This is a genomic window from Streptomyces sp. TRM68367 (genome assembly GCF_014495685.1).
Classification (GTDB): domain Bacteria; phylum Actinomycetota; class Actinomycetes; order Streptomycetales; family Streptomycetaceae; genus Streptomyces.
Window position 1 is genome coordinate 71,385 of the sequence record NZ_JACTVI010000023.1, and the last position, 22,815, is coordinate 94,199.

19 protein-coding genes are annotated in these 22,815 nt (G+C 70.9%); 8 read left to right on the top strand and 11 right to left on the bottom strand.

What is annotated here, in order from left to right; genetic code table 11:
• Position 1: 1 nt before the first annotated feature.
• The 4 genes from H8R17_RS17590 (at position 2) to H8R17_RS17605 (ending at position 6,287) form a co-directional block, all read left to right on the top strand.
• Entirely contained in the window at positions 2-763 is a 762-nt protein-coding gene (locus H8R17_RS17590) for a DeoR/GlpR family DNA-binding transcription regulator (RefSeq protein ID WP_187824172.1), read from the top strand.
• Positions 764-816: 53 nt separating this feature from the next.
• A complete protein-coding gene (locus tag H8R17_RS17595) occupies positions 817-1,191 on the top strand; it encodes a helix-turn-helix transcriptional regulator (RefSeq protein ID WP_187824145.1) in 375 nt (124 codons plus the stop codon).
• Positions 1,188-1,673 (top strand): SRPBCC domain-containing protein, encoded by a 486-nt coding sequence (locus H8R17_RS17600; protein WP_187824146.1) that lies wholly within the window; start codon positions 1,188-1,190, stop codon positions 1,671-1,673. Before H8R17_RS17595 ends, H8R17_RS17600 begins: the two co-directional genes overlap by 4 nt.
• A 699-nt stretch (positions 1,674-2,372) precedes the next feature.
• The gene (locus tag H8R17_RS17605; RefSeq protein ID WP_187824147.1) at positions 2,373-6,287 is read left to right on the top strand and encodes a glycoside hydrolase family 2 TIM barrel-domain containing protein; all 3,915 of its coding nucleotides are present in this window, start codon (positions 2,373-2,375) and stop codon (positions 6,285-6,287) included.
• A 76-nt stretch (positions 6,288-6,363) separates the two neighbouring features.
• Here H8R17_RS17605 and H8R17_RS17610 read toward each other — a convergent pair whose 3' ends face one another.
• On the bottom strand, positions 6,364-6,726 hold the full coding sequence (locus H8R17_RS17610; RefSeq protein WP_187824148.1) for a metalloregulator ArsR/SmtB family transcription factor: 363 nt from the start codon (positions 6,724-6,726) through the stop codon (positions 6,364-6,366).
• A gap of 38 nt (positions 6,727-6,764) precedes the next feature.
• Between H8R17_RS17610 and H8R17_RS17615 the strand changes: the two genes are divergently transcribed.
• The 3 genes from H8R17_RS17615 to H8R17_RS17625 are packed head-to-tail and all read left to right on the top strand — an operon-like array spanning position 6,765 to position 10,776.
• A complete protein-coding gene (locus tag H8R17_RS17615; protein WP_187824149.1) occupies positions 6,765-8,750 on the top strand; it encodes a heavy metal translocating P-type ATPase in 1,986 nt (661 codons plus the stop codon).
• A gap of 49 nt (positions 8,751-8,799) precedes the next feature.
• Positions 8,800-10,275 (top strand): AlkA N-terminal domain-containing protein, encoded by a 1,476-nt coding sequence (locus H8R17_RS17620; protein WP_316959435.1) that lies wholly within the window; start codon positions 8,800-8,802, stop codon positions 10,273-10,275.
• Positions 10,276-10,284: 9 nt separating this feature from the next.
• On the top strand, positions 10,285-10,776 hold the full coding sequence (locus H8R17_RS17625) for a methylated-DNA--[protein]-cysteine S-methyltransferase (RefSeq protein ID WP_187824150.1): 492 nt from the start codon (positions 10,285-10,287) through the stop codon (positions 10,774-10,776).
• Between the two features lie 15 nt (positions 10,777-10,791).
• Here H8R17_RS17625 and H8R17_RS17630 read toward each other — a convergent pair whose 3' ends face one another.
• The 3 genes from H8R17_RS17630 to H8R17_RS17640 all read right to left on the bottom strand — a co-directional run bounded on the left by H8R17_RS17630 (position 10,792) and on the right by H8R17_RS17640 (position 13,337).
• On the bottom strand, positions 10,792-11,517 hold the full coding sequence (locus H8R17_RS17630; protein WP_187824151.1) for a Sir2 family NAD-dependent protein deacetylase: 726 nt from the start codon (positions 11,515-11,517) through the stop codon (positions 10,792-10,794).
• Between the two features lie 56 nt (positions 11,518-11,573).
• Positions 11,574-12,086 carry an NUDIX hydrolase gene (locus H8R17_RS17635; protein ID WP_187824152.1) on the bottom strand — a complete coding sequence of 171 codons (513 nt, stop codon included), beginning with the start codon at positions 12,084-12,086 and terminating at the stop codon, positions 11,574-11,576.
• Positions 12,087-12,260: 174 nt separating this feature from the next.
• Positions 12,261-13,337, bottom strand: a complete 1,077-nt coding sequence (locus H8R17_RS17640; protein WP_187824153.1) for an ADP-ribosylglycohydrolase family protein — start codon at positions 13,335-13,337, stop codon at positions 12,261-12,263.
• A 223-nt stretch (positions 13,338-13,560) separates the two neighbouring features.
• Here H8R17_RS17640 and H8R17_RS17645 point away from each other — a divergent pair, with 223 nt between their 5' ends.
• Positions 13,561-14,679: a glycerate kinase gene (locus H8R17_RS17645; protein ID WP_187824174.1), complete on the top strand. Its 1,119-nt coding sequence runs from the start codon at positions 13,561-13,563 to the stop codon at positions 14,677-14,679.
• Between the two features lie 161 nt (positions 14,680-14,840).
• On the opposite strand, the gene pssA is transcribed toward H8R17_RS17645, so the two are convergent.
• From pssA to ccrA, 7 genes are all read right to left on the bottom strand, one after another.
• Positions 14,841-15,659, bottom strand: a complete 819-nt coding sequence (gene pssA, locus H8R17_RS17650) for a CDP-diacylglycerol--serine O-phosphatidyltransferase (protein ID WP_187824175.1) — start codon at positions 15,657-15,659, stop codon at positions 14,841-14,843.
• Positions 15,660-15,681: 22 nt separating this feature from the next.
• Complete coding sequence (locus tag H8R17_RS17655; protein ID WP_187824154.1) at positions 15,682-16,338, bottom strand: phosphatidylserine decarboxylase; 657 nt, start codon at positions 16,336-16,338, stop codon at positions 15,682-15,684.
• 170 nt (positions 16,339-16,508) lie between these two features.
• Complete coding sequence (locus tag H8R17_RS17660) at positions 16,509-17,714, bottom strand: acyl-CoA dehydrogenase family protein (protein WP_187824155.1); 1,206 nt, start codon at positions 17,712-17,714, stop codon at positions 16,509-16,511.
• Complete coding sequence (locus H8R17_RS17665) at positions 17,714-18,226, bottom strand: MaoC family dehydratase (RefSeq protein ID WP_187824156.1); 513 nt, start codon at positions 18,224-18,226, stop codon at positions 17,714-17,716. Before H8R17_RS17665 ends, H8R17_RS17660 begins: the two co-directional genes overlap by 1 nt.
• Before the next feature lie 16 nt (positions 18,227-18,242).
• The gene (locus H8R17_RS17670) at positions 18,243-19,256 is read right to left on the bottom strand and encodes a CoA ester lyase (RefSeq protein ID WP_262505316.1); all 1,014 of its coding nucleotides are present in this window, start codon (positions 19,254-19,256) and stop codon (positions 18,243-18,245) included.
• Positions 19,253-21,301, bottom strand: coding sequence for a protein meaA (locus H8R17_RS17675; RefSeq protein ID WP_187824157.1), 2,049 nt, complete (start codon positions 21,299-21,301; stop codon positions 19,253-19,255). The genes H8R17_RS17670 and H8R17_RS17675 overlap by 4 nt, the downstream gene beginning before the upstream one ends.
• Positions 21,302-21,311: 10 nt before the next feature.
• Complete coding sequence (ccrA, locus tag H8R17_RS17680; protein WP_187824177.1) at positions 21,312-22,649, bottom strand: crotonyl-CoA carboxylase/reductase; 1,338 nt, start codon at positions 22,647-22,649, stop codon at positions 21,312-21,314.
• Positions 22,650-22,815: the final 166 nt, after the last annotated feature.

Genomic DNA, 22,815 nt, shown 5'->3' on the forward strand with positions numbered 1-22,815 from the left:
CATGCAGGCCAAGGAACGCCAGCGGCGGATCGTGGCTCTCGCGCGTGAGGAAGGACAGGCCAGCGTGGAACGGCTGGCCGATGCCCTCTCGGAGAGCCCGGAGACGATCTGGCAGGACCTGGCCCTGCTGGAACGCCAGGGTCTGCTGCGGCGGGTGCACGGCGGAGTGATCCCGCTGCGGCGGCTCGGCTTCGAGCCGGACCTGCCCACGCGTGGCGAGGTGATGGAGGACGAGAAGAAGCGGATCGCCGCGGCGGCGCTGGACGAGGTGCCCGACGAGGGAGTGATCCTGCTGGACGCCGGGTCGACCACATTCCGCCTGGCCGAGCTGCTGCCCGCCGGCCGGGAACTGACGGTGATCACCAACAGCCTGCCCATCGCCCAGCTGCTCGCGCAGCACTCCGAGCTCACGGTCGTCACCCTGGGCGGCCGCGTGCGGGCTCGTACGCTCGCGGAGGTCGACGTGGTCGCCATCCGCACTCTGGGCACGTTCCTCATCGACGTGTCCTTCCTGGCGACGAACGGCGTCTCGGTCGCACACGGCCTGACCACACCGGACCTGGCCGAGGCGGAGGTCAAACGGGCGATGTGCCAGCGCGCGCGGCGGCGGGTCCTGCTCGCCGACAGCAGCAAGATCGGGAACGACACCTTCTGCAGGTTCGCCGAACTCCGCGACTTCGACGTCATGGTCACCGACACCGGCATGGAGGCGGAGGCCGCCGTGGATTTCGCCGAGGCCGGCCTGCGCGTCATCCGGGTGTGACGTTTTTCGAGGTGCTTTACAGCGGGCGCCCCACCACGCTAACGTACAACCAAATGGTTGTAGATGAGGGAAGCGACGAGGACGTGGACCGCGTCTTCCACGCCCTGGCCGACTCCACCCGCCGCGACATACTCCGGCGCTGCCTGCGGGACGAGCTGTCGGTGTCGCGCCTGGCCGCGGCCTATCCGATGAGCTTCGCCGCGGTGCAGAAGCACGTCGTGGTGCTGGAGCGGGCCGGCCTCGTCAGCAAACAGCGTCGCGGACGGGAGCAGCTCGTGCGCTCCGAACCCGAGGCCGTGGGCCCGGCGCGGCGCGCCCTCGACGAACTCGAAACCCTCTGGCGAGGGCGGGTGGACCGGATGTCCAGCCTGCTCGCCCAGGACCGCGCCCCCGAGGACACCGACCCCACGGAAGGACCGGACAGATGAGCATCACCAGCGTCGACCAGGACCTCGACAACCTCACCCTCACCCTGATCGCCGACTTCGCCGCCCCCGTCGAGCAGGTCTGGCAGCTGTGGGCCGACCCGCGGAAGCTGGAGCGCTGGTGGGGTCCGCCGACCTACCCGGCGACCGTGGAGGAACACGACCTCACCCCCGGCGGCGACGTCACCTACTACATGACCGGTCCGGAGGGACAGAAGCACCGCGGCTGGTGGCGGGTCACCTCCGTCACGCCGCCGGCGTCCCTGGAGTTCACCGACGGCTTCGCCGACCAGGACGGCAAGCCGGCCGCCGACATGCCGACCACCACCGTGCGCATGAGTCTGACCGAGCACGAGGGTGGCACCCGCATGGAGATGCGGTCGGTCTTCGACTCCCGCGAACAGATGGAGCAGCTGGCGAAGATGGGCATGGTCGAGGGCCTCCAGCAGGCGGTCGGCCAGATGGACACCCTGCTCGCCGGCTGATCCGTCCGGGCGGACTCGTGCGGGGAAGCCGTCCGGGCGCATGCGTACGGCACACCCGCCGGAGCGCGCCCGTACGGCACAGCCACGTTGAGGGCCGCCGCCGCGGCGGCACGGTCGTGATCGCGCTGCCCTCCGAGCCCGCGCCACCACCGGCGCCGCAGACCGGGCACCGGCCGTCTCCGGGACCGAGTGCGCTGTTCCCCCACGCACCCGGCGCCGACGTCTTCGACGCGCTGCGCTCCGCCCCCGCCCGCGCCGACCTCACGCCGGGCCTGCCCGGCCTCGCCGCCTTCCCTCGCGCCGCACCGAGGGCCGCACCGTCGTCATGGTGCTGCACGAGCTCGACCGTGCGCGCCACCGTCATCGACTGCCCCGTCGCCGGCACCCGCTCGTCATCCCCGAGGGCGGCAGCCGACTCTCCGGCAATCTGTGAGCCAATCAGGAACGAACAAAGTCCGACAGGATCATTGCCTCTGCTTTGCCAGGGATCTAGGGTGTGCCTGGCTCAGCAGTTGGCTCCGCCACCAGCAGTTGTGATTCGCACTGACACGAACTTCCGTACAACCTCGGTGGGTTGAGCCGCCACCGACACCAACGGCCCTGCCGGAGTCCGAGTTCGGTTTGTCAACACTATCGGACAAGATCTGACGCGCCCTCGGTCCGTGCAGCGCCCTGTCGCATCGAGGAAGGCCAACGGTCATGCCGCATCCGCACGTATCCCCCGACGACCGGCCCGCCCACCACCCGCCGGTCGTCAGCCGCCGCCGTCTGCTGGAGGGTTCGGCCGCCGCCCTCGGCGCGCTCGCCCTGTCCGCGCACTCCACCGCGGCGCACGCGGCCGGCGGCGCCGCGCCGGCCGCCGCGCCGGACGCCGCCCCGGAGTGGAACGACGGCATGACCGTGTTTCGCCTGGGCACCGAGCCGCCGCACACCACACTCATGCCGTACGGCGACGTCAGACAGGCCCTGGCCGCCGACCGCACCCGCTCGCCGTTCCGGCTGAGCCTCGACGGGACATGGAAGTTCGCCTACGCCGACCGCCCCGACGACCGCGACGCCGACTTCCACCGCACCGACGTCGACGACAGCCGCTGGGACACCGTCCCGGTTCCGTCCGCCTGGCAGTTGCACGGCTACGACTTCCCGATCTACGTCAACATCACCTACCCGTGGTGGGGCCCCAACGGCCTGGGCGAGGAGCCACAACCCCCGGCCGCCCCGACCCGCTACAACCCCGTCGGCCAGTACCGGCGTACCTTCACCGTCCCCCGCTCCTGGTCGGGACGGCGCACGTTCCTGCACTTCGAGGGCGTCAAGTCGGCCCACTACGTGTGGATCAACGGCGAACTCGTGGGCTACCACGAGGACTCCTTCACGCCCGCCGAGTACGACATCACCGAGCACCTCAGGCCCGGCACCAACCAGATCGCGGTCGAGGTGTACCGCTACTCGGACGGCGACTGGCTGGAGGACCAGGACATGATCCGGCTGAGCGGCATCTTCCGCTCGGTCTACCTGTACTCCACGCCCTCCGTGCACCTGCGCGACTTCAAGCTGGACACCCCGCTGAGCGACGACTACAAGGGAGCCGCTCTGAAGGTCACGGCGAGCGTCCGCGATTACGACGGTGGCAGCGGTGGCCGCTACACCGTCGACACCATGCTGTACGACGCCGGCGGGCACCCCGTCTGGTCGCGTCCGTTGCAGCAGCCCGTGGACGTCCCGGCCGGTGAGGAGGCCACCGCCGAGGCCGCCAGGGCCGTACCCGCGCCGAAGCTGTGGTCGGCCGAGCACCCGAACCTCTACACCGCCGTCCTGCGGCTGCGCGACCCCGCGGGCCGGGTGATCGAGACCCTTTCGCACCGCGTCGGCCTGCGCGAGTTCGCGCTCAGGGACGGCCTGATGCGCATCAACGGCAAGCCCGTCTCCTTCCGCGGCACCAACCGGCACGAGATGCACCCCGAGCGCGGCATCGCCCTCACCCGCGCGGACATGGTCGAGGACATCACCATCTGCAAGCGGATGAACATGAACAGCGTCCGCACCTCCCACTACCCCAACAACCCGCTCTGGCTGGAACTCGCCGACGAGTACGGCATCTACCTCGTCGACGAGACCAACCTGGAGACCCACGGCATCCGCGGCGAGTACCCGGGCAGCAACCACCCCGAGTGGACCAAGGCGTGCGTCGCCCGCGCGCAGAACATGGTGCACCGCGACAAGAACCACGCCTCGGTTGTCATCTGGTCCCTCGGCAACGAGGCGGGCGGCGGAACCACGTTCAACGCCATGCACGACTGGATCAAGTCCTACGACACCACCCGCGTCATCCAGTACGAGGGCGACGACCGCCCGGGCATCAGCGACATCCGCTCCGAGATGTACGACAGCCCCCAGCGCGTCGAGGCCCGCGCGAAGGACACGAACGACAAGCGGCCGTACGTCATGATCGAGTACTCCCACGCGATGGGGAACTCCAACGGCAACTTCAAGAAGTACTGGGACCTTGTCCGCCGCTACGACGTCCTGCAGGGCGGCTGGATCTGGGACTTCGTCGACCAGGCCCTGTACTGGCCGACCCCGACGCGCAAGCAGTTCACCGAGCAGGGCCCGGGGAAGCTGCGCGGCGAGATACTCGCCCCCAGCGGCACCTTCGACCGCGCCAAGGGCGTGTCCGGCGGTACGGTCTTCGCCCGCGACGCCCGCCTGGACCTGACCGGCTCGCTGACCCTGGAGGCCTGGGTCACCCCGCACGTGACGGGCTTCCACCAGCCGATCCTCGCCAAGGGCGACACCCAGTACGCCCTGAAGCAGACCGACAAGAACCTGGAGTTCTTCATCCACGGCGGCGGCCAGTGGGTCACCGCGAGCTGGGCGCTGCCGGACGGCTGGACCGGCCGCGAGCACCACATCGCCGGCGTCTTCGACGCGGACGCGGGCACGCTGACCCTCTACGTCGACGGCACGGTCCGCGGCACCCGGACCACCACCCGGCGGCCGAGCAGCAACACCGCGCCCCTCGCGCTCGCCACCGACGTGGACAACTCGTCCCGGGAGTTCAGCGGCACCATCCGCCGGGCGCGTGTCTACGCCCGTGCCCTGGGCGCCGCCGAACTCGCCTCCGACGGGCGCGGGCCCGGCGACGACGGCGTGCGCTTCTGGTTCGACGCCGCCACCGTCGCCCACACCGAGAAGCGGCCGCGCGAGAAGCGGTTCCTCGCCTACGGCGGCGACTGGGGCGACAACCCCAACGACGGCAACTTCGTGGCGGACGGCATCGTCACCGCCGACCGCGGCCACACCGGCAAGGCCGCCGAGATCAAGCGGATCTACCAGGCCATCAACGCGACCAAGGCCTCCGGCGGCCCCGGCGCCGTCACCCTCACCAACGAGAACCTCTTCACCAACCTCCGTGAGTTCGACGGCCGTTGGACGCTCGTCGCGGACGGAAAGGCCGTACAGCGAGGGAAACTGACCCGCGATCAGCTGGACGTGGCACCGCTGTCCAGCAAGGAGATCACGGTGCCGCTCCGCCTGCCGGCCGACCCCGCGCCCGGCACCGAGTACTTCCTCGAACTCTCCTTCACCACCAAGGAGTCCACGAAGTGGGCCCGGGCCGGCTTCGAGGTGGCCAGGCAGCAGCTCCCCGTCGACGCGGGCAGCCCCGCCGTGACGCCGGTGCCGCTGTCGCGCGTCCCGGCCCTCAGGTACGACGACGGCGCGGAGTCCGTCACCGTCACCGGCCGCGGCTTCTCCGTCACGGTCGACAAGCGCGGCGGCGTCATCACCTCGTACGAGGCCGCGGGCACCCGGCTGCTCACCTCCGGCCCGGTGCCGAACTTCTGGCGTGCGCCCACCGACAACGACAAGGGCAACGGCCAGCACACCCGCAACCAGACCTGGCGCGACGCGGGAACGAACCGCAAGGTCACCGACGTCAAGTTGCGCGCCCTGGGCGACCGGGCCCTCGAGATCAAGGTCAGCGGCACCCTGCCGACCACCGCCGAGTCGTCGTACACCACCACGTACACGGTCTTCGGCAACGGCGAGATCAAGGTAGACAACACCCTGCACCCGGGCGCGTCGAACCTGCCGTACATCCCCGAGGTCGGCACCCTGCTGTTCCTGCCGCGCCGCCTGGACCGCCTGCACTACTACGGCCGTGGCCCCGAGGAGAACCACTGGGACCGCAACAACGGCACTGACGTCGGCGTGTACTCCGGGACCGTCGCCGACCAGTGGACCCCCTACATCCGCCCCCAGGAGAACGGCAACAAGACCGACGTCCGCTGGGCCGCCCTCACCGACCGCGGCGGCAACGGCCTGCTCGTCTCCGGCGACGGGCTGCTGGAGGTCAACGCCTCGTACGTCACCCCCGAGGACCTGTCCAGCGGGGTGCGCCACGACTACCAGACCGACCCGCGCGATCAGGTCGTCCTGCGCGTGAGCCACCGGCAGATGGGCGTCGGCGGCGACAACAGCTGGGGCGCGCACACGCACGACGAGTACAAGCTGTTCGCGAACAAGGACTACGCGTACACCTACCGGCTGCGCCCGCTGCGGGACGTCGACGACGCGATGCGGGCTTCGCGGCGGCCCACGGCGACGGAGTAAACAGACCCTTCCGTACGGGCCGCAGGGCAGCCCCGTGCCGTTCCCCGCTCGGGGGAGGACACGGGGCTGCCGTGTCTCACCCGGCGGCGTCGCTGATCCCCAGGCGCAGGTGCTCCACGTGGTACACGGCCTGGTCGAGCAGCTCGGCGACATGGTGGTCGTGCAGCGCGTACACCACCGACCGGCCGCGGCGCTCGCCCACCACGAGACCGAGATTGCGCAGCAGCCGCAGCTGGTGCGAGCACGCCGACTGCTCCATGCCCACCTCCGCGGCCAGCTCCGTGGCCGGCAGCGGCCCCTCGCGCAGCCGCGCCAGGATCAGCAGCCGGGAGGGCGTGGACAGGGCCTGGAGCGTGGTGGCGACGTTCGCGACGTTGTCCGCGTCCAGGCGCACGCGCTCGGCGGCCTCCTGCGCGGGAATGACGGCTCCATGACCCATGGCGCCATCTTACTGACCCATCACGCATGAACGGATGAATGAGTCTTCATGTGTTCCTGTATGGTGGTCGGGTGTCTGCCACACTCGCTCCCACACCTGTCCCCTCACCCGCCCGCTCGGCACCCCGCCGCCGCACCCGCGTGCTCGCCCTGCCGGAGGCCCGCTGGGCGCTCGCGTCGCTCGTGGCGTTCCTGCTGGGGCTCGCCCTGGATCTCACCGGTGCACCGTCGTGGGTGTACGGCCCCCTGTACGCGGTCGCCTACGTCACCGGCGGCTGGGAGCCGGCCCTCGAAGGCCTGCGGGCGCTGCGCGAGAAGACCCTCGACGTCGACCTGCTGATGATCGTCGCGGCGCTCGGCGCGGCCGCGATCGGCCAGGTCCTCGACGGCGCCCTGCTGATCGTCATCTTCGCCACCTCCGGTGCCCTGGAGGCCCTGGCCACCGCCCGCACCGCCGACTCCGTGCGCGGCCTGCTCGACCTCGCCCCCACCACCGCGACCCGGCTCACCGACGACGGGGAGGAGACGGTCCCGACCGCCGAACTCGCCGTCGGTGACGTGCTGCTGATCCGGCCCGGCGAACGCATCGGCGCCGACGGCACGGTCCTCGACGGCACCAGTGAGGCCGACCAGGCGACCATCACCGGCGAGTCCCTCCCGGCCGACAAGCGCCCCGGCGACGAGGTCTTCGCCGGCACCCTCAACGGAACCGGCGCCCTGCGCGTCCGCGTCGACCGCGACCCGGCCGACTCCGTGATCGCCCGCATCGTCTCCCTGGTCGAGGAGGCCTCCCGCACCAAGGCACCGACCCAGCTGTTCATCGAGAAGGTCGAGCAGCGCTACTCGGTCGGCGTGGTCGTCGCCACGCTCGCGGTGTTCGGCATCCCGCTCGCCTTCGGCGAGAACCTCACCGACGCCCTGCTGCGCGCGATGACCTTCATGATCGTCGCCTCGCCGTGCGCGGTCGTCCTCGCGACAATGCCGCCCCTGCTGTCCGCGATCGCCAACGCCGGCCGGCACGGCGTCCTGGTCAAGTCGGCCGTCGCCATGGAACGCCTCGGCGAGATCGACACCACCGCCCTCGACAAGACCGGCACCCTCACCGAGGGCGAACCGGAGGTGACCGCCGTACGGCCGCTGCCGGACGCCGGGCTCGACGAGGACGCGCTGCTCGCACTGGCCGCCGCGGCCGAGCACCCCAGCGAACACCCGCTGGCCCGTGCCGTGGTGGCCGGTGCGCGGGCGCGCGGTCTGCGGATCGCGCCCGCGCAGGACTTCACGGCGATGCCGGGGCGCGGGGTCACGGCGCTGGTCGACGGCCGTACGGTGACGGTCGGCCGGGTGACGGACTCCGGCGGCCGCCCGGACATCGTCTCCGCCGGCACCGAGGGCGGCGGCACCACCGTCCTGGTCACCATCGAGGGCACCCCCGTCGGCACCCTCACCCTCACCGACCGCCTCCGCGTCGACGCCGCCGCGGCCGCCGCCTCGCTCACCCGCCTCACCGGCACCGCCCCCGTCCTGCTCACCGGCGACACCGCCCCGGCCGCCGCACGCGTGGCCGCCGCCACCGGGATCACCGACATCCGCGCGGAACTGCTGCCGGAGGACAAGGTGAACGCCGTACGGGACATCCAGAACGCGGGGCGCAACGTGCTGTTCGTCGGCGACGGTGTCAACGACGCGCCCGCCCTCGCCGCCGCCCACTCCGGCATCGCCATGGGCCGCGCGGGCTCCGACCTCGCGCTGGAGACGGCGGACGCCGTGATCGTCCGCGACGAGCTGGTCACCGTACCCGCCGTCGTCCGGCTCTCCCGCAGGGCCCGCCGGCTGGTGGTGCAGAACCTGGTCGTCGCGGGCACGTTCATCACCGGGCTCGTCCTGTGGGACCTGATCGGCCATCTGCCGCTGCCGCTCGGCGTCGCGGGTCACGAGGGCTCCACCGTGCTGGTCGGCCTCAACGGGCTGCGGCTGCTGCGCGAGTCGGCCTGGCGATCCGGGCAAGCGCAGGACACGGCAGGTTGATGTCGGATTCTCGCCAGACCCGGCGGGGCCGGTGGCCGATGCTGGACGCATGCAGATGGGGATGCACTCCGACACCGAGCACTGCGTGCGCGCCGTCCAGTCCAAGGACGCGCGGTTCGACGGCTGGTTCTTCACCGCCGTCCTGACGACCCGCATCTACTGCCGGCCCAGCTGCCCGGTGGTGCCGCCCAAGCCGGAGAACATGGTGTTCCATCCGAGCGCGGCGGCCTGCCAGCAGGCGGGCTTCCGGGCCTGCAAGCGCTGCCGGCCCGACACCAGCCCCGGCTCCCCGGAGTGGAACCAGCGCGCCGACCTGGTGGCCCGCGCCATGCGGCTGATCGCCGACGGCGTCGTGGACCGCGAGGGCGTGCCCGGCCTCGCCGCCCGGCTCGGCTACAGCACCCGGCAGATCGAACGCCAGCTGCTCGCCGAGCTGGGGGCCGGCCCCCTGGCGCTGGCCCGCGCCCAGCGCGCCCAGACGGCCCGCCTGCTCATCGAGACCACCGCCCTGCCGATGGCGCGGATCGCCTTCGCGGCCGGCTTCTCCTCCATCCGGACCTTCAACGACACCGTCCGCGAGGTCTTCGCCCTCTCCCCGAGCGACCTGCGCACCCGTGCCCCCAAGCAGACCGTGGCACCGGGCGCCATCTCGTTGCGCCTGCCGTTCCGCGCCCCCCTCAACCCCGACAACCTCTTCGGCCACCTCGCCGCGACCGCCGTCCCCGGCGTGGAGGAGTGGCGGGCCGGCGCCTACCGGCGCACCCTGCGGCTCCCGTACGGGCCCGGCATCGTGGCGCTCACCCCGCAGCCCGACCACATCGCCTGCCGCCTCACCCTCGGCGACCTGCGCGACCTGCCCGTCGCCATCAGCCGCTGCCGCCGCATGCTCGACCTGGACGCCGACCCGGTCGCGATCGACGCCCAACTGCGCGAGGACGCCCTCCTTGCAACCCTGGTCGACAAGGCCCCCGGCCGGCGGGTCCCGCGGACGGTCGACGAGGCGGAGTTCGCCGTACGGGCCGTGCTCGGCCAGCAGGTCTCGACGGCCGCGGCCCGCACCCACGCGGCCCGCCTGGTCACCGCGCACGGCGACCCCGTCGACGACCCCGAGGGCGGCCTCACCCACCTCTTCCCGTCCGCGCAGGCGCTCGCGGCGGTGGACCCCGAGTCCCTGGCCATGCCCCGCACCCGCCGCACGACTCTCACCACCCTGGTCGGCCAACTGGCCGACGGCACCCTCCACCTGGGGGTGGAGAGCGACTGGTCCGAGGCACGCACCCGGCTGCTGGAGGTGCCGGGCTTCGGCCCCTGGTCCGTCGACGTCATCGCCATGCGCGCCCTCGGCGACCCCGACGCCTTCCTCCCCACCGACCTCGGCGTCCGCCGCGCCGCGCAGGATCTGGGCCTGCCCGCGACCCCGGCCGCCCTCACCGCCCGCGCGGCGGCCTGGCGGCCCTGGCGGGCGTACGCGGTCCAGTACCTGTGGGCGACGGACGGCCACCCGATCAACTTCCTCCCCGTCTAAGGACATTCAGTGAAGCAGCACACCGTCATCGACAGCCCCTACGGCCCGCTCACCCTCGTCGCCGAGGACGGCGCCCTGTGCGGCCTCTACATGACCGACCAGCGCCACCGACCACCGGAGGAGACCTTCGGCGCCCGCGACGACACTCCCTTCGACGAGGCAGCCGGCCAACTCCAGGCCTATTTCGCGGGCGAGTTGAAGGACTTCACCCTCGACCTGCGACTGACCGGCACGCCCTTCCAGCGCAGCGTCTGGGAACAACTGCGCCGCATCCCCTACGGCGAGACCCGCACGTACGGCGAACTCGCCGAGGAACTCGGCAACCCCACCGCCTCCCGCGCCGTGGGCCTCGCGGGCGGCCGCAACCCGGTCGGCATCATCGTGCCCTGCCACCGCGTCATCGGCGCGAACGGCAGCCTCACCGGCTACGGCGGCGGCCTGGACCGCAAGCAGCGCCTGCTGGACTTCGAACGCGGCGCCGCGCTGTTGTGGACCCTTTGATCCAGTGCCGGGGCCCTAGCCGCCGAAACCGCGCAGTAGCTCGGGCAGAGCGGTGCCGATGGGTTCCCGGATCACCTCGTCGGCGCGGTCGTCGTACGGCGTCGGCTCGGCGTTGACGATGACGAGCCGGGCGCCGTGGTCGGCGGCGACACCCGTGAGGGCGGCGGCGGGCTGGACCTGGAGGCTGGTGCCGACGGCGATGAAGATCTGGCAGGCCTTGCTGATGGCGAGCGCCTCGCCGAGGACTTCCGGGTCCAGCCGTTCGCCGAACATGACCGTCGCCGACTTCAGGATGCCGCCGCACTCCAGACACGGCGGATCCTCCTCACCGGCCTCCACCCGCGCGAGCGCGTCCTCCATCGGCCCGCTCGCGTGGCACCCCGTGCACACCACGCGCCGCGCCGTGCCGTGCAGTTCGAGCACCTTGCGGTCGGGCATCCCCGCGAGCTGGTGCAGCCCGTCCACGTTCTGCGTGATCACCCGCACCGGCACCCCGGACTTCTCCAGCTCGGCCACCGCCTGGTGCGCGGCGTTGGGCTGCGCCTGAAGTGTGCGGTTGCGGCGCCGCATCTGCCAGGATCGCCGCCGGATCTCCGGATCGCCCATGTAGTACTCGTACGTCACGAGCTTCTGCGCCTCCGGATCCCGCTGCCACAGCCCGTTCGGGCCGCGGTAGTCCGGGATGCCGGAGTCGGTGGAGATACCGGCGCCGCTGAGAAGGGCGACGAGGGGCTTGCTCATGGAGCCGAGGGTAGGGCGGGGGTTCCGGCGCGGCGAGTGGATATCCGTGGGGACGGTCAGTGCACGCGGTGGCCGTCCTCCAGTTCCGCCGTGGCCGAGTCGCCGGCGAGGACGTCCAGGGCGGCCAGGACGCGGCGGCCGAGGGCGCCCCGGAGGTACTCGGCGAGTTCCTCGCGCGGGACGAGGCGCCAGGACAGCAGTTCCTCCTCCTGGAGGCGGATCGCCTTGATGTCGTCCTCGTCGAGGATCCCGCCGTCGTAGAGGTAGGCCACCAGCGGCGGACGGCCCACGCCGCGCACCCAGTCCACCGCGAGCAGCCGGCCGGGCTCGCGGTCCAGGCCGATCTCCTCCGCCGTCTCGCGGCGCGCGCCCTGCCGCGGCGTCTCCCCGTCGTCGGACTCGATCGTGCCGCCCGGCAGCGCCCAGCCGTCCCGGTAGTTCGGCTCGACGAGCAGCACCCGGCCCCGCGCGTCCCGGAACAGCGCGGCGGCCCCGGCGAGGACGCGGGGGAGGGAGGCGAGATAGGCGACGAAATCCTGGGAGCCCTGAGTGTCCTGAGTGGCGGTCATGCAGGAAGGGTAACGGCGGGCCGGGGGCGTCTCGTGGGAGCGGCGGGGCGTTCGACGGGCGTACGGCAGCGGACCACGGCCCACGTGGCCCACGCCGAGCGGGCGCACGCGCCGGAGCACGGCACGGGCGCCCCGGCCGGGGCCAAAGTTCCCCGCGCTGCCCGGCCCTCCCGGTCAGTCCTGCGACGACCGTGCCAGCCGTAGAGTCTGTTCGGCGAGTTCGCTGATGCGTACGCCGTCGAAGCCGAACACCGCGCTGCGGACCGTGTCCTCGAGGGGGTCCTTCCACTGGCCGGGGATCGCCGCGGCGCCGGTGAGCACGCCCGCGACCGAGCCCGCCGTGGCGCCGTTGGAGTCGGTGTCCAGGCCGCCGCGGACGGTCAGTGCGAGCGTCCGCGTGAAGTCGCCGTCGCCGTACAGGAGCCCGGCGGTGAGGACGGCGGCGTTGGGGATGGTGTGGATCCAGCCGAGCCCGGCGGTCTCCTCGGCCACCGTGGTGAGCGTGTCCTCCCAGGGCATGCGGGTGTCGTGGAGCGAGACGACCCGGCGGACGGTGCGGGCGAGGCGGCTGCTCGCCGGGATGACGGTCAACGCCGTGTCGAGGGCGTGCCTGATCGTGGGCGCCGTGAACGCCGCCGAGATCAGCGCCGCCGCCCACATGGCGCCGTACACGCCGTTGCCGGTGTGCGACAGGACCGCGTCCCGGCGGGCCAGCAAGGCCGCGCGGCGCGGCACGCCCGGGCAGGTCCAGCCGTACACGTCGGCGCGGATCAGGGCGCCGATCCACTCCTGGTACGGGTTGTCGTACGTGGCGGTCAGCGGCGGCTTCAGCCCGTTCGCCAGGTTGCGGTACGCCGCCCGCTCCGCCGTGAACGTCTGCAGGTACGGCAGCCGCAGCAGCCACAGGTCGCCGACCTGCTCGGTGCTGAAGCCGAAGCCGTGGGTCTGAAGCAGGTCGAGGCCGAGGATCGCGTAGTCGATGTCGTCGTCGCGGCAGCTGCCGTGGATACGGCCGCGCACGCACTGGCGCCACTCGGGCCGCAGCTCGGCTCCGTCGTCCTCGCCGGGCGGCTCGGGCAGGTAGTCGGTGAGGGGGAGGGCGGCGGCCTTCCGCAGGTAGCGGTCGATGTGCTCGCGCGTCCACACCTCGCCCTGCTCGACCGGCTTGCCGAGCATGTTGCCCGCGATCCGGCCCAGCCAGCCCCCGAGGATGCGGTCGGCGAGTTCTGGATCGGTGCCCACAGCGGTCATGGCTCCGGTCTACCCGATTCCGCGCGCGGGCGCGCGGGGCGTGCGGGTTTCCGGCCGTGTGCGCGGAGGGTCACGGGGCCTTTCCCAAGGGTTGGCCGGGGTGTGACGGGGGCGGGGGTCTCCGGTTAGGGTCACAGCGGCGCGACTGGCCCTGACGTGCGTGGGGCCCGGAGAGCAAGGGGATGGCAACGTGGCGGACGCTGCAGTGCCCGGCACCCGTACGGTGCTCGTGGCCGCGGACAAGTTCAAGGGCTCGCTGACGGCCGTGCAGGTCGCCGAGCGGGTGACGGCGGGGCTGCGCCGGGTCGTGCCGGGCGTTGCCGTCGAGGCGCTGCCCGTGGCCGACGGCGGTGACGGCACCGTGGCCGCGGCGGTCGCGGCCGGGTTCGAGCGGTGTGAGGTACTGGTCGCCGGGCCGGTCGGGAACGAGGTGACGGCGGCGTTCGCGCTGCGCGGCGACACGGCGGTCGTGGAGATGGCCGAGGCGAGCGGGCTGCAGCGGCTGCCGACCGGGGTCTTCGCACCGCTCACGGCATCGACGTACGGCTCCGGGGAGCTGCTGCGGGCCGCGCTGGACGCCGGGGCGCGCACGATCGTGTTCGGGGTCGGCGGCAGTGCCACCACGGACGGCGGTGCCGGGATGCTGTCCGCGCTGGGTGCGCGGTTCCTGGACGCCGGCGGGGAGCCGGTGCCGCCGGGCGGCGGGGGGCTCGTCGAGCTGGCCTCGGCCGATCTCGGCGGGCTCGATCCGCGCCTGTCCTCGGTCGAGCTGGTGCTCGCGAGCGACGTCGACAACCCGCTGACCGGGCCGAAGGGGGCGCCGGCGGTGTACGGCCCGCAGAAGGGGGCCTCGCCCGGTGACGTGGAGGCGCTGGACGCGGCGCTCGTGCACTACGCGAAGGTGCTGGAGAGGGCCGTCGGGGCGAGGGCCGCGGAGTACGCGGCGTCGCCGGGGGCCGGTGCGGCGGGGGGTATCGGGTACGGGGCGCTGCTCCTCGGGGCGCGGTTCCGGCCCGGTATCGAGGTCATGCTCGATGTGCTCGGGTTCGCGCCGGCGCTGGAGCGGGCGGAGCTGGTGATCACCGGGGAGGGGTCGCTGGACGAGCAGACGCTGCACGGGAAGGCGCCGGCCGGGGTCGCGGCTGCGGCGCGGGCGGCGGGTAAGGAAGTCGTCGCGGTGTGCGGGCGGCTGGCGTTGCCGCCGGAGGTGCTGGGGCGGGCCGGGATCCGGCGGGCGTACCCGCTGACGGACGTCGAGCCGGACGTCGCGACGTGCATCGCCGATGCCGGGCCGATTCTGGAACGGGTGGCGGAACGAATCGCACGGGACTTGTTGACCTGACGCCGGGGAAGAGGGGTGGGTGGCGCCCGGCTCGGTCTCTTGAGGGTCCGGGGGTCTGGGGGCGGAGGCCCCAGCGAGGCCCCACCGACGCCGGGTGCCGACAAACGAAGGGCCCCGGACCCAACCCGCCAACCCGGTCCGGGGCCCCACCCAGCGGAGCGCTACGGCAGCTGCGCCGCCCGTGCCTCACGTCGGTTGTCGCGGAAGTTGTTCACCCGGCGAGCCGTGGCGAACAGCGGAATCACCGCACCCATGACCAGCTGGAGCGCGCAGCCGGTCTGCAGGAGGAGCTGGCCGCTGGGCGCGTCGAAGGCCCAGGCCGCGAGCAGGCCCATGGACAGGACGATCCAGACGAGCATCGCCACCGCGAGGCGCCCGCGGGGCTTGGGGTACTCCACCCGGCTCACCATCAGCCACGCCGTCCCCAGAATCGCCAGCAGCGTCGCCACGAAGGGCAGCTCCAGCAGCACGATCGACACGACCGTCAGCGCACCGAAGGGACTCGGCATGCCCTGGAACATGCCGTTCGTCGGTGTCACGCACGAGAAGCGCGCAAGCCGCAGCACCACCGCCAGCAGGACCACGATCGCACCGACCGCGGCCACCCTCTGGTGCGCGTCGTCCGCGACCATGCCGTACACGAGCACGAAGTACGCGGGCGCCAGCCCGAAGCTGATCAGGTCGGAGAGGTTGTCCAGCTCCGCGCCCATCGGCGAGCTGCGCAGCTTGCGCGCCACCAGGCCGTCGAACAGGTCGAAGACCGCTGCGCACAGCATCAGAATGACCGCCGTGGCCGCGCTGTGGCGGGCCATGCCGGTCTCCTGGCTGCCGGTGAGGTGGGGGATCAAAATGCCGGTGGTGGTGAAGTACACCGCCATGAAGCCGCACGTGGCGTTACCGAGCGTGAGGGTGTCCGCTATCGACAGGCGGAGAGAGAGCGGCATCTCCTCCTCTTCGTCCGCCTCGTCGGCCTCCGGCACCCAGCCGGCCTGCGTATCCGGGTCAATCACGGTCAATGCGAGTCACCCCAGCCACGGTCTTCTGGCCGACCTCGACCGCGACCTCCACGCCCTCGGGCAGATAGAGGTCGACACGCGAACCGAAGCGGATCAAACCGATCCGCTCGCCCTGCTCCACCTTGGTGCCCTGCGGCACGTACGGCACGATGCGACGGGCCACCGCGCCGGCGATCTGGATCATCTCGATGTCACCGAGCTCGGTGTCGAAGTGCCAGACGACCCGCTCGTTGTTCTCGCTCTCCTTGTTGAAAGCAGGAACGAAGCCGCCCGGGATGTGCTCCGCCGACGTCACCGTGCCAGGCAGGGGCGCCCGGTTGACGTGGACGTTGAGCGGGCTCATGAAGATCGCGACGCGGGTGCGGCCGTCCTTCCACGGCATGATGCTCTGCACCACGCCGTCGGCGGGGGAGATGACCCTGCCCTGACCGATCTCGCGCTCGGGGTCGCGGAAGAACCACAGCATCCCCGCCGCGAGCGCGGCGGCGGGAAGGGCGACGGCCTTGGCGGCACCCGAGCGGCGGGCCCGGGCCAGGCCGACGGCCGCGGTGGCGACGGTCGGGAGGAGCCACGGCGATGCTCCGCGCGCGAGGCGTACGCCAACGAGGCTGTCGCGTGGTGCAGAGGTTTGGCTGTGGGGCATGGATGACCTTCGTAGCGGATGATGCCGCACACTGACGGGGGACGGCGGCTTTCCGGCGATCGTAGCGGCTCGGCGCCACAACTGGGTAAGTCGGGAAGCCGAGTCGGAAGCCGAAGAGTGCTGACGGGGTGTGACGTTGTTTTCCAAGAAAACACCACGTATCCGGACATCTAGCCCTGGAATCGATACTCTTCGAGCAGTCTCCGGCCGATGATCATTTTCTGGATCTCGGCGGTACCTTCACCGATCAGCAGCATCGGGGCCTCGCGGTAGAGGCGCTCGATCTCGTACTCCTTGGAGAAGCCGTAGCCGCCGTGGATCCGGAAGGCGTCCTCCACGACTTCCTTGCAGTATTCGGAGGCGAGGTACTTCGCCATTCCGGCTTCAAGGTCGTTTCGTTCCCCGGAGTCCTTTTTGCGTGCTGCGTTGACCATCATCGCATGAGCGGCCTCCACCTTGGTAGCCATCTCGGCCAGCTTGAACTGGATCGCCTGGTGCTGCGCGATCGCCTTGCCGAAGGTGTGGCGCTGCTGCGCGTACTGGATGCCCAGTTCGAACGCACGCTGAGCGACGCCGCAGCCACGCGCCGCCACGTTGACGCGGCCGACCTCCACCCCGTCCATCATCTGGTAGAAACCCCGGCCGGTGACCCCGCCGAGCACACGATTGGCCGGAATTCGCAGGTCATCCATGATCAGCTCGGTGGTGTCCACCCCCTTGTAGCCCATCTTGTCGATCTTGCCGGGGATGGTGAGGCCGGGGCGGACCTCGCCGAAGCCGGGCTCCTTCTCGACCAGGAAGGTCGTCATCGACTTGTGGGGCGCGGCGCCCTCCGGGTGACCTTCGTCACTTCGCACCAGGACGGCGACCAGCGAGGACGTACCGCCGTTCGTCAGCCACATCTTCTGGCCGTTCAGGACGTACTCGTCGCCGGCCCTGACCGCCTTCGACGTGATCGCCGAGACGTCGGAGCCGAGGCCCGGCTCCGACATCGAGAAGGCGCCCCGGACATCGCCCGCCGCCATCCTCGGCAGGAAGTGGTCCTTCTGCTCCTGCGTGCCGTGCTGCTTGAGCATGTACGCCACGATGAAGTGGGTGTTGATGATGCCGGACACCGACATCCAGCCCCGGGCGATCTCCTCGACGCACAGCGCGTACGTCAGGAGCGACTCGCCCAGACCCCCGTACTCCTCGGGGATCATCAGGCCGAACAGGCCCAGCTCCTTGAGGCCGTCGACGATCGCTTGCGGGTACTCGTCGCGGTGCTCCAGCTCGGTCGCGACCGGGATGATCTCCTTGTCCACGAAGTCGCGCACGGTGGACAGGATCTCCTGCTGGATGTCCGTCAGACCGGCGGTCTGGGCGAGGCGGCTCATTACTTCTCCTGCGACTTCGGCTCCGGGCGGCCCGGCTGCTCGCCGCCGCGCTCCTTGATGTACGTCTCGGTGGGCACCATCACCTTGCGGCGGAACACGCAGACCAGCGTGCCGTCCTGCTTGTAGCCCCTGGTCTCGACGTGCACGATGCCGCGGTCGTTCTTCGACTTCGACGGCCACTTGTCGAGCACGGTCGTCTCCCCGTAGACCGTGTCGCCGTGGAAGGTCGGAGCCACGTGCCTGAGCGACTCGATCTCCAGGTTGGCGATCGCCTTGCCGGAGACGTCCGGGACGGACATGCCGAGCAGCAGGGAGTAGATGTAGTTCCCGACCACCACGTTCCTGCCGAAGTCCGTCGTCTTCTCGGCATAGTTGGTGTCCATGTGGAGCGGGTGGTGGTTCATGGTGAGGAGGCAGAACAGGTGGTCGTCGTACTCCGTGACCGTCTTGCCCGGCCAGTGCTTGTACGTCGCCCCGACCTCGAACTCCTCGTAACTGCGTCCGAACTGCATCGCCGTCACGGCCCCTCTAGTTGGCGGGAATCTCGAACGTGCTGGTGCGCCGCATTCCGGCGGCGCGGCCCTTGCCCGCGACGACCAGCGCCATCTTGCGGCTGGCCTCGTCGATCATCTCGTCGCCGAGCATCGCCGAGCCCTTCTTGCCGCCCGCCTCGGACGTGTAGTACTCGTACGCGTCCAGGATCAGCTCGGCGTGGTCGTAGTCTTCCTGGGAGGGCGAGAAGATCTCGTTGGACGCCTCGACCTGACCCGGATGGAGCACCCACTTGCCGTCGAAGCCGAGCGCGGCGGCACGCTGGGCGACCTCGCGGTAGCCCTCGACGTTGCGGATCTGCAAGTAGGGACCGTCGATCGCCTGGAGGTTGTTGGCGCGTGCGGCCATAAGGATCTTCATCAGGATGTAGTGGTAGGCGTCCGCCGGGTAGCCGGGCGGCTGCTCGCCCACGACCAGCGACTTCATGTTGATCGACGCCATGAAGTCGGCCGGGCCGAAGATGATCGTCTCGATGCGCGGAGAGGCCTGCGCGATCTCGTTGACGTTGTTGAGGCCCTGCGCGTTCTCGATCTGCGCCTCGATGCCGATGCGGCCGACCTCGAAACCCATGGTCTTCTCGATCTGGGTGAGGAGGAGGTCGAGGGCGACGACCTGCTGGGCGTCCTGGACCTTCGGCAGCATGATGCAGTCGAGGTTCGGGCCGGCGCCCTCGACGACCGTGGCGACATCGCGGTACGTCCACTCCGTCGTCCAGTCGTTGACGCGCACCACCCGCGTCTTGCCCGTCCAGTCGCCCTCGTTGAGGAACTTGACAATGGTGTGCCGCGCCTCCGGCTTGGCGAGCGGCGCGCACGCGTCCTCCAGGTCGAGGAAGACCTGGTCGGCCGGGAGGCCCTGCGCCTTCTCCAGGAAGCGGGGGTTCGAGCCCGGTACGGCCAGGCAGGAACGCCGCGGGCGGAGACGGTCAAAAGGGTGTGCGGCGGAGCCGCTCGCTGGAAGGGCGGTGCCGGGAGACGGATGGGCAGTCATGCGGGGACCTCCAGGGGGTCGAGCTTGTTCGCGCTGCGGATCTCGTCGACGATGCGGCCGATGATTCCGGTGATGTCGAAGTCCTTCGGGGTGAAGACCGCGGCCACTCCCGCGGCCCTGAGCTGCTCGGCGTCGCCGTTCGGGATGATGCCACCTGCGATCACCGGTATATCTGTGGCACCGGCCACACGCAGCCGCTCCAACACGTCCGGCACGAGCTGGGCGTGCGAGCCGGACAGGATCGACAGGCCGACCGCGTGCACGTCCTCGGCGAGGGCCGCGTCCACGATCTGCTCGGGCGTGAGCCGGATGCCCTGGTAGACCACCTCGAAGCCGGCGTCACGCGCGCGTACGGCGATCTGCTCGGCGCCGTTGGAGTGCCCGTCCAGGCCCGGCTTGCCGACCAGGAAGCGCAGCTTGCCGACGCCGAGGTCGCGGGCGGTCGCGTCCACCTTGCGGCGGACGAGTGCCAGCCCGGTGCCCTCCTCCGCGGCCACCGCGACCGGCGCCGACGACACGCCCGTCGGCGCCCGGAACTCGCCGAACACCTCACGCAGGGCCCCGGCCCACTCGCCGGTCGTGACCCCGGCGCGGGCGCACTCCAGGGTGGCCTCCATGAGGTTGTCGGTGCCCCGCGCGGCCTCCTTCAGCTTCTCCAGCGCCTTGCAGGGGCGCGGGTGGTTGAAGGGCGGCTGGTAGCGGGTGTCCCGCCAGTGCTGGAGCGAGGCGATGACGCGGGCCTCGACCGCCGGGTCGACCGTCTGGATCGCCGTGTCCAGGTCGGCCGTCAGGGGGTTCGGCTCGGTCGTCTCGAAGGCGTTGACGCCCACGATCTTCTCCTGCCCGGACTCGATGCGAGCCCGGCGCGTCGCGTGCGAGGCGACCAGCTGCGACTTGAGGTAGCCCGACTCGACGGCGGCCATCGCGCCGCCCATCTCCTGGATGTGGCCGATGTCGGCGAGCGCGGCCTCGACCAGCTCGTCCACCTTCGCCTCGATCACCTTCGAGCCCTCGAAGATGTCCTCGTACTCCAGCAGGTCGCTCTCGTGCGCCAGCACCTGCTGGATGCGCAGCGACCACTGCTGGTCCCAGGGCCGGGGCAGGCCCAGGGCCTCGTTCCAGGCCGGAAGCTGCACTGCACGCGCGCGTGCGTCCTTGGAGAGGGTGACGGCCAGCATCTCCAGCACGATCCGCTGGACGTTGTTCTCCGGCTGCGCCTCGGTCAGGCCGAGGGAGTTGACCTGGACGCCGTAGCGGAAGCGGCGGTGCCTGGGGTTCTCGATGCCGTACCGCTCGCGCGTGACCTTGTCCCAGATGCGGCCGAACGCCCGCATCTTGCACATCTCCTCGATGAAGCGGACGCCCGCGTTCACAAAGAAGGAGATGCGGCCGACGACATCGCCCATGCGCTCCTGCGGCACCTGGCCGGAGTCCCGGACGGCGTCCAGGACGGCGATCGCCGTGGACATCGCGTACGCGATCTCCTGCACCGGCGTGGCGCCCGCCTCCTGCAGGTGGTAGCTGCAGATGTTGATCGGGTTCCACTTCGGGAGGTGGGAGACCGTGTACGCGATCATGTCCGTCGTCAGACGGAGGGAGGGCCCCGGCGGGAAGACGTGCGTCCCGCGCGAGAGGTACTCCTTCACGATGTCGTTCTGGGTCGTCCCCTGGAGCTTGGTGATGTCCGCGCCCTGCTCCTCCGCGACGACCTGGTAGAGCGCCAGCAGCCACATGGCGGTGGCGTTGATGGTCATCGAGGTGTTCATCTGCTCCAGGGGGATGTCCTGGAACAGCCGGCGCATGTCACCGAGGTGCGCGACCGGCACGCCGACCCGTCCGACCTCGCCGCGGGCGAGGATGTGGTCGGAGTCGTAGCCGGTCTGCGTCGGCAGGTCGAACGCCACCGACAGACCCGTCTGTCCCTTGGCGAGGCCCAGCCGGTACAGCTCGTTGGACGCCTCGGCCGTGGAGTGACCGGCGTAGGTCCGCATGAGCCACGGCCGGTCCCTTTCTTTTTGCGCCTGCGGCGTCTGACGCTCAGTCATGCAGCGGCCCTCAGATGTTCCGGAAGCGGTTGATGGCGTCGACGTGCTGGGCGCGCATCTCCTCGTCGCGCACGCCCAGGCCCTCCTCGGGGGCGAGACAGAGGACGCCGACCTTGCCCTGGTGGGCGTTGCGGTGGACGTCGTGGGCGGCCTGGCCGGTCTCCTCCAGTGGGTAGACCTTCGACAGTGTCGGGTGGATCTTCCCCTTGGCGATGAGCCGGTTGGCCTCCCAGGCCTCGCGGTAGTTGGCGAAGTGGGAGCCGACGATGCGCTTCAGCGACATCCACAGGTAGCGGTTGTCGTACTGGTGGTTGTAGCCCGAGGTGGACGCACAGGTGACGATCGTGCCGCCCTTGCGGGTGACGTAAACGCTTGCGCCGAACGTTTCCCGGCCCGGGTGCTCGAAGACGATGTCGACGTCCTCGCCGCCGGTCAGCTCGCGGATGCGCTTGCCGAACCGCTTCCACTCGCGGGGGTCCTGGGTGTGCTCGTCCTGCCAGAACTTGTAGTCCTCGGCGGTGCGGTCGATGATCAGCTCGGCGCCCATCTTCCGGCAGATCTCGGCCTTCTGCGGCGAGGAGACGACACAGATGGGGGTCGCCCCGCCGGCGAGCGCGAACTGCGTGGCGTACGAGCCGAGTCCGCCGCTCGCGCCCCAGACCAGGACGTTGTCGCCCTGCTTCAGCTGCGCGCCGTTGCCGGAGACCAGCTGCCGGTACGCGGTGGAGTTGACCAGGCCGGGAGCGGCGGCCTCCTCCCAGCTCAGGTGCTGGGGCTTGGGCATCAGCTGGTTCGACTTGACCAGTGCGAGTTCTGCCAGCCCGCCGAAGTTGGTCTCGAAGCCCCAGATGCGCTGCTCGGGGTCGAGCATGGTGTCGTTGTGGCCGTCGCTGGACTCCAGCTCGACGGACAGGCAGTGGGCGACGACCTCGTCACCGGGCCGCCAGGCGTTGACGCCGGGGCCGGTGCGCAGGACGACGCCGGCGAGGTCGGAGCCGATGATGTGGTACGGCAGGTCGTGCCGCTTGGCCAGGTCGCTGACTTTGCCGTAGCGCTCCAGGAAGCCGAACGTCGGCAGCGGCTCGAAGATCGAGGTCCACACGGAGTTGTAGTTGACCGAGGAGGCCATCACGGCCACCAGGGCCTCGCCCGGGCCGAGTTCGGGCACGGGCACCTCGTCCAGGTGGAGCGACTTGCGCGGGTCCTTCTCGCGGGTGGTCATACCCGCGAACATCTCCGTCTCGTCCTTGTGCACGGTGATCGCGCGGTACGACTCGGGGAGCGGCAGCGCGGCGAAGTCGGCCGGCGTGGATTCGGGCGACTGGATCGCGTCCAGGATGTCCTTCACGGTCACGGTGTTGCCTCCGGCGATACGCGTCCTGAGGGAGGGACGCTGAGGGTTACGTCGGTGCTGCTGAGGTTGGGGAATGCCGTCGGTTCGGCGGTGGTGCTGTTCGGCAGCGCTTTGTGGCGCGGGAGGTTGCCTGTGACGCAGGCGTCCGGGTGGAGCAGGC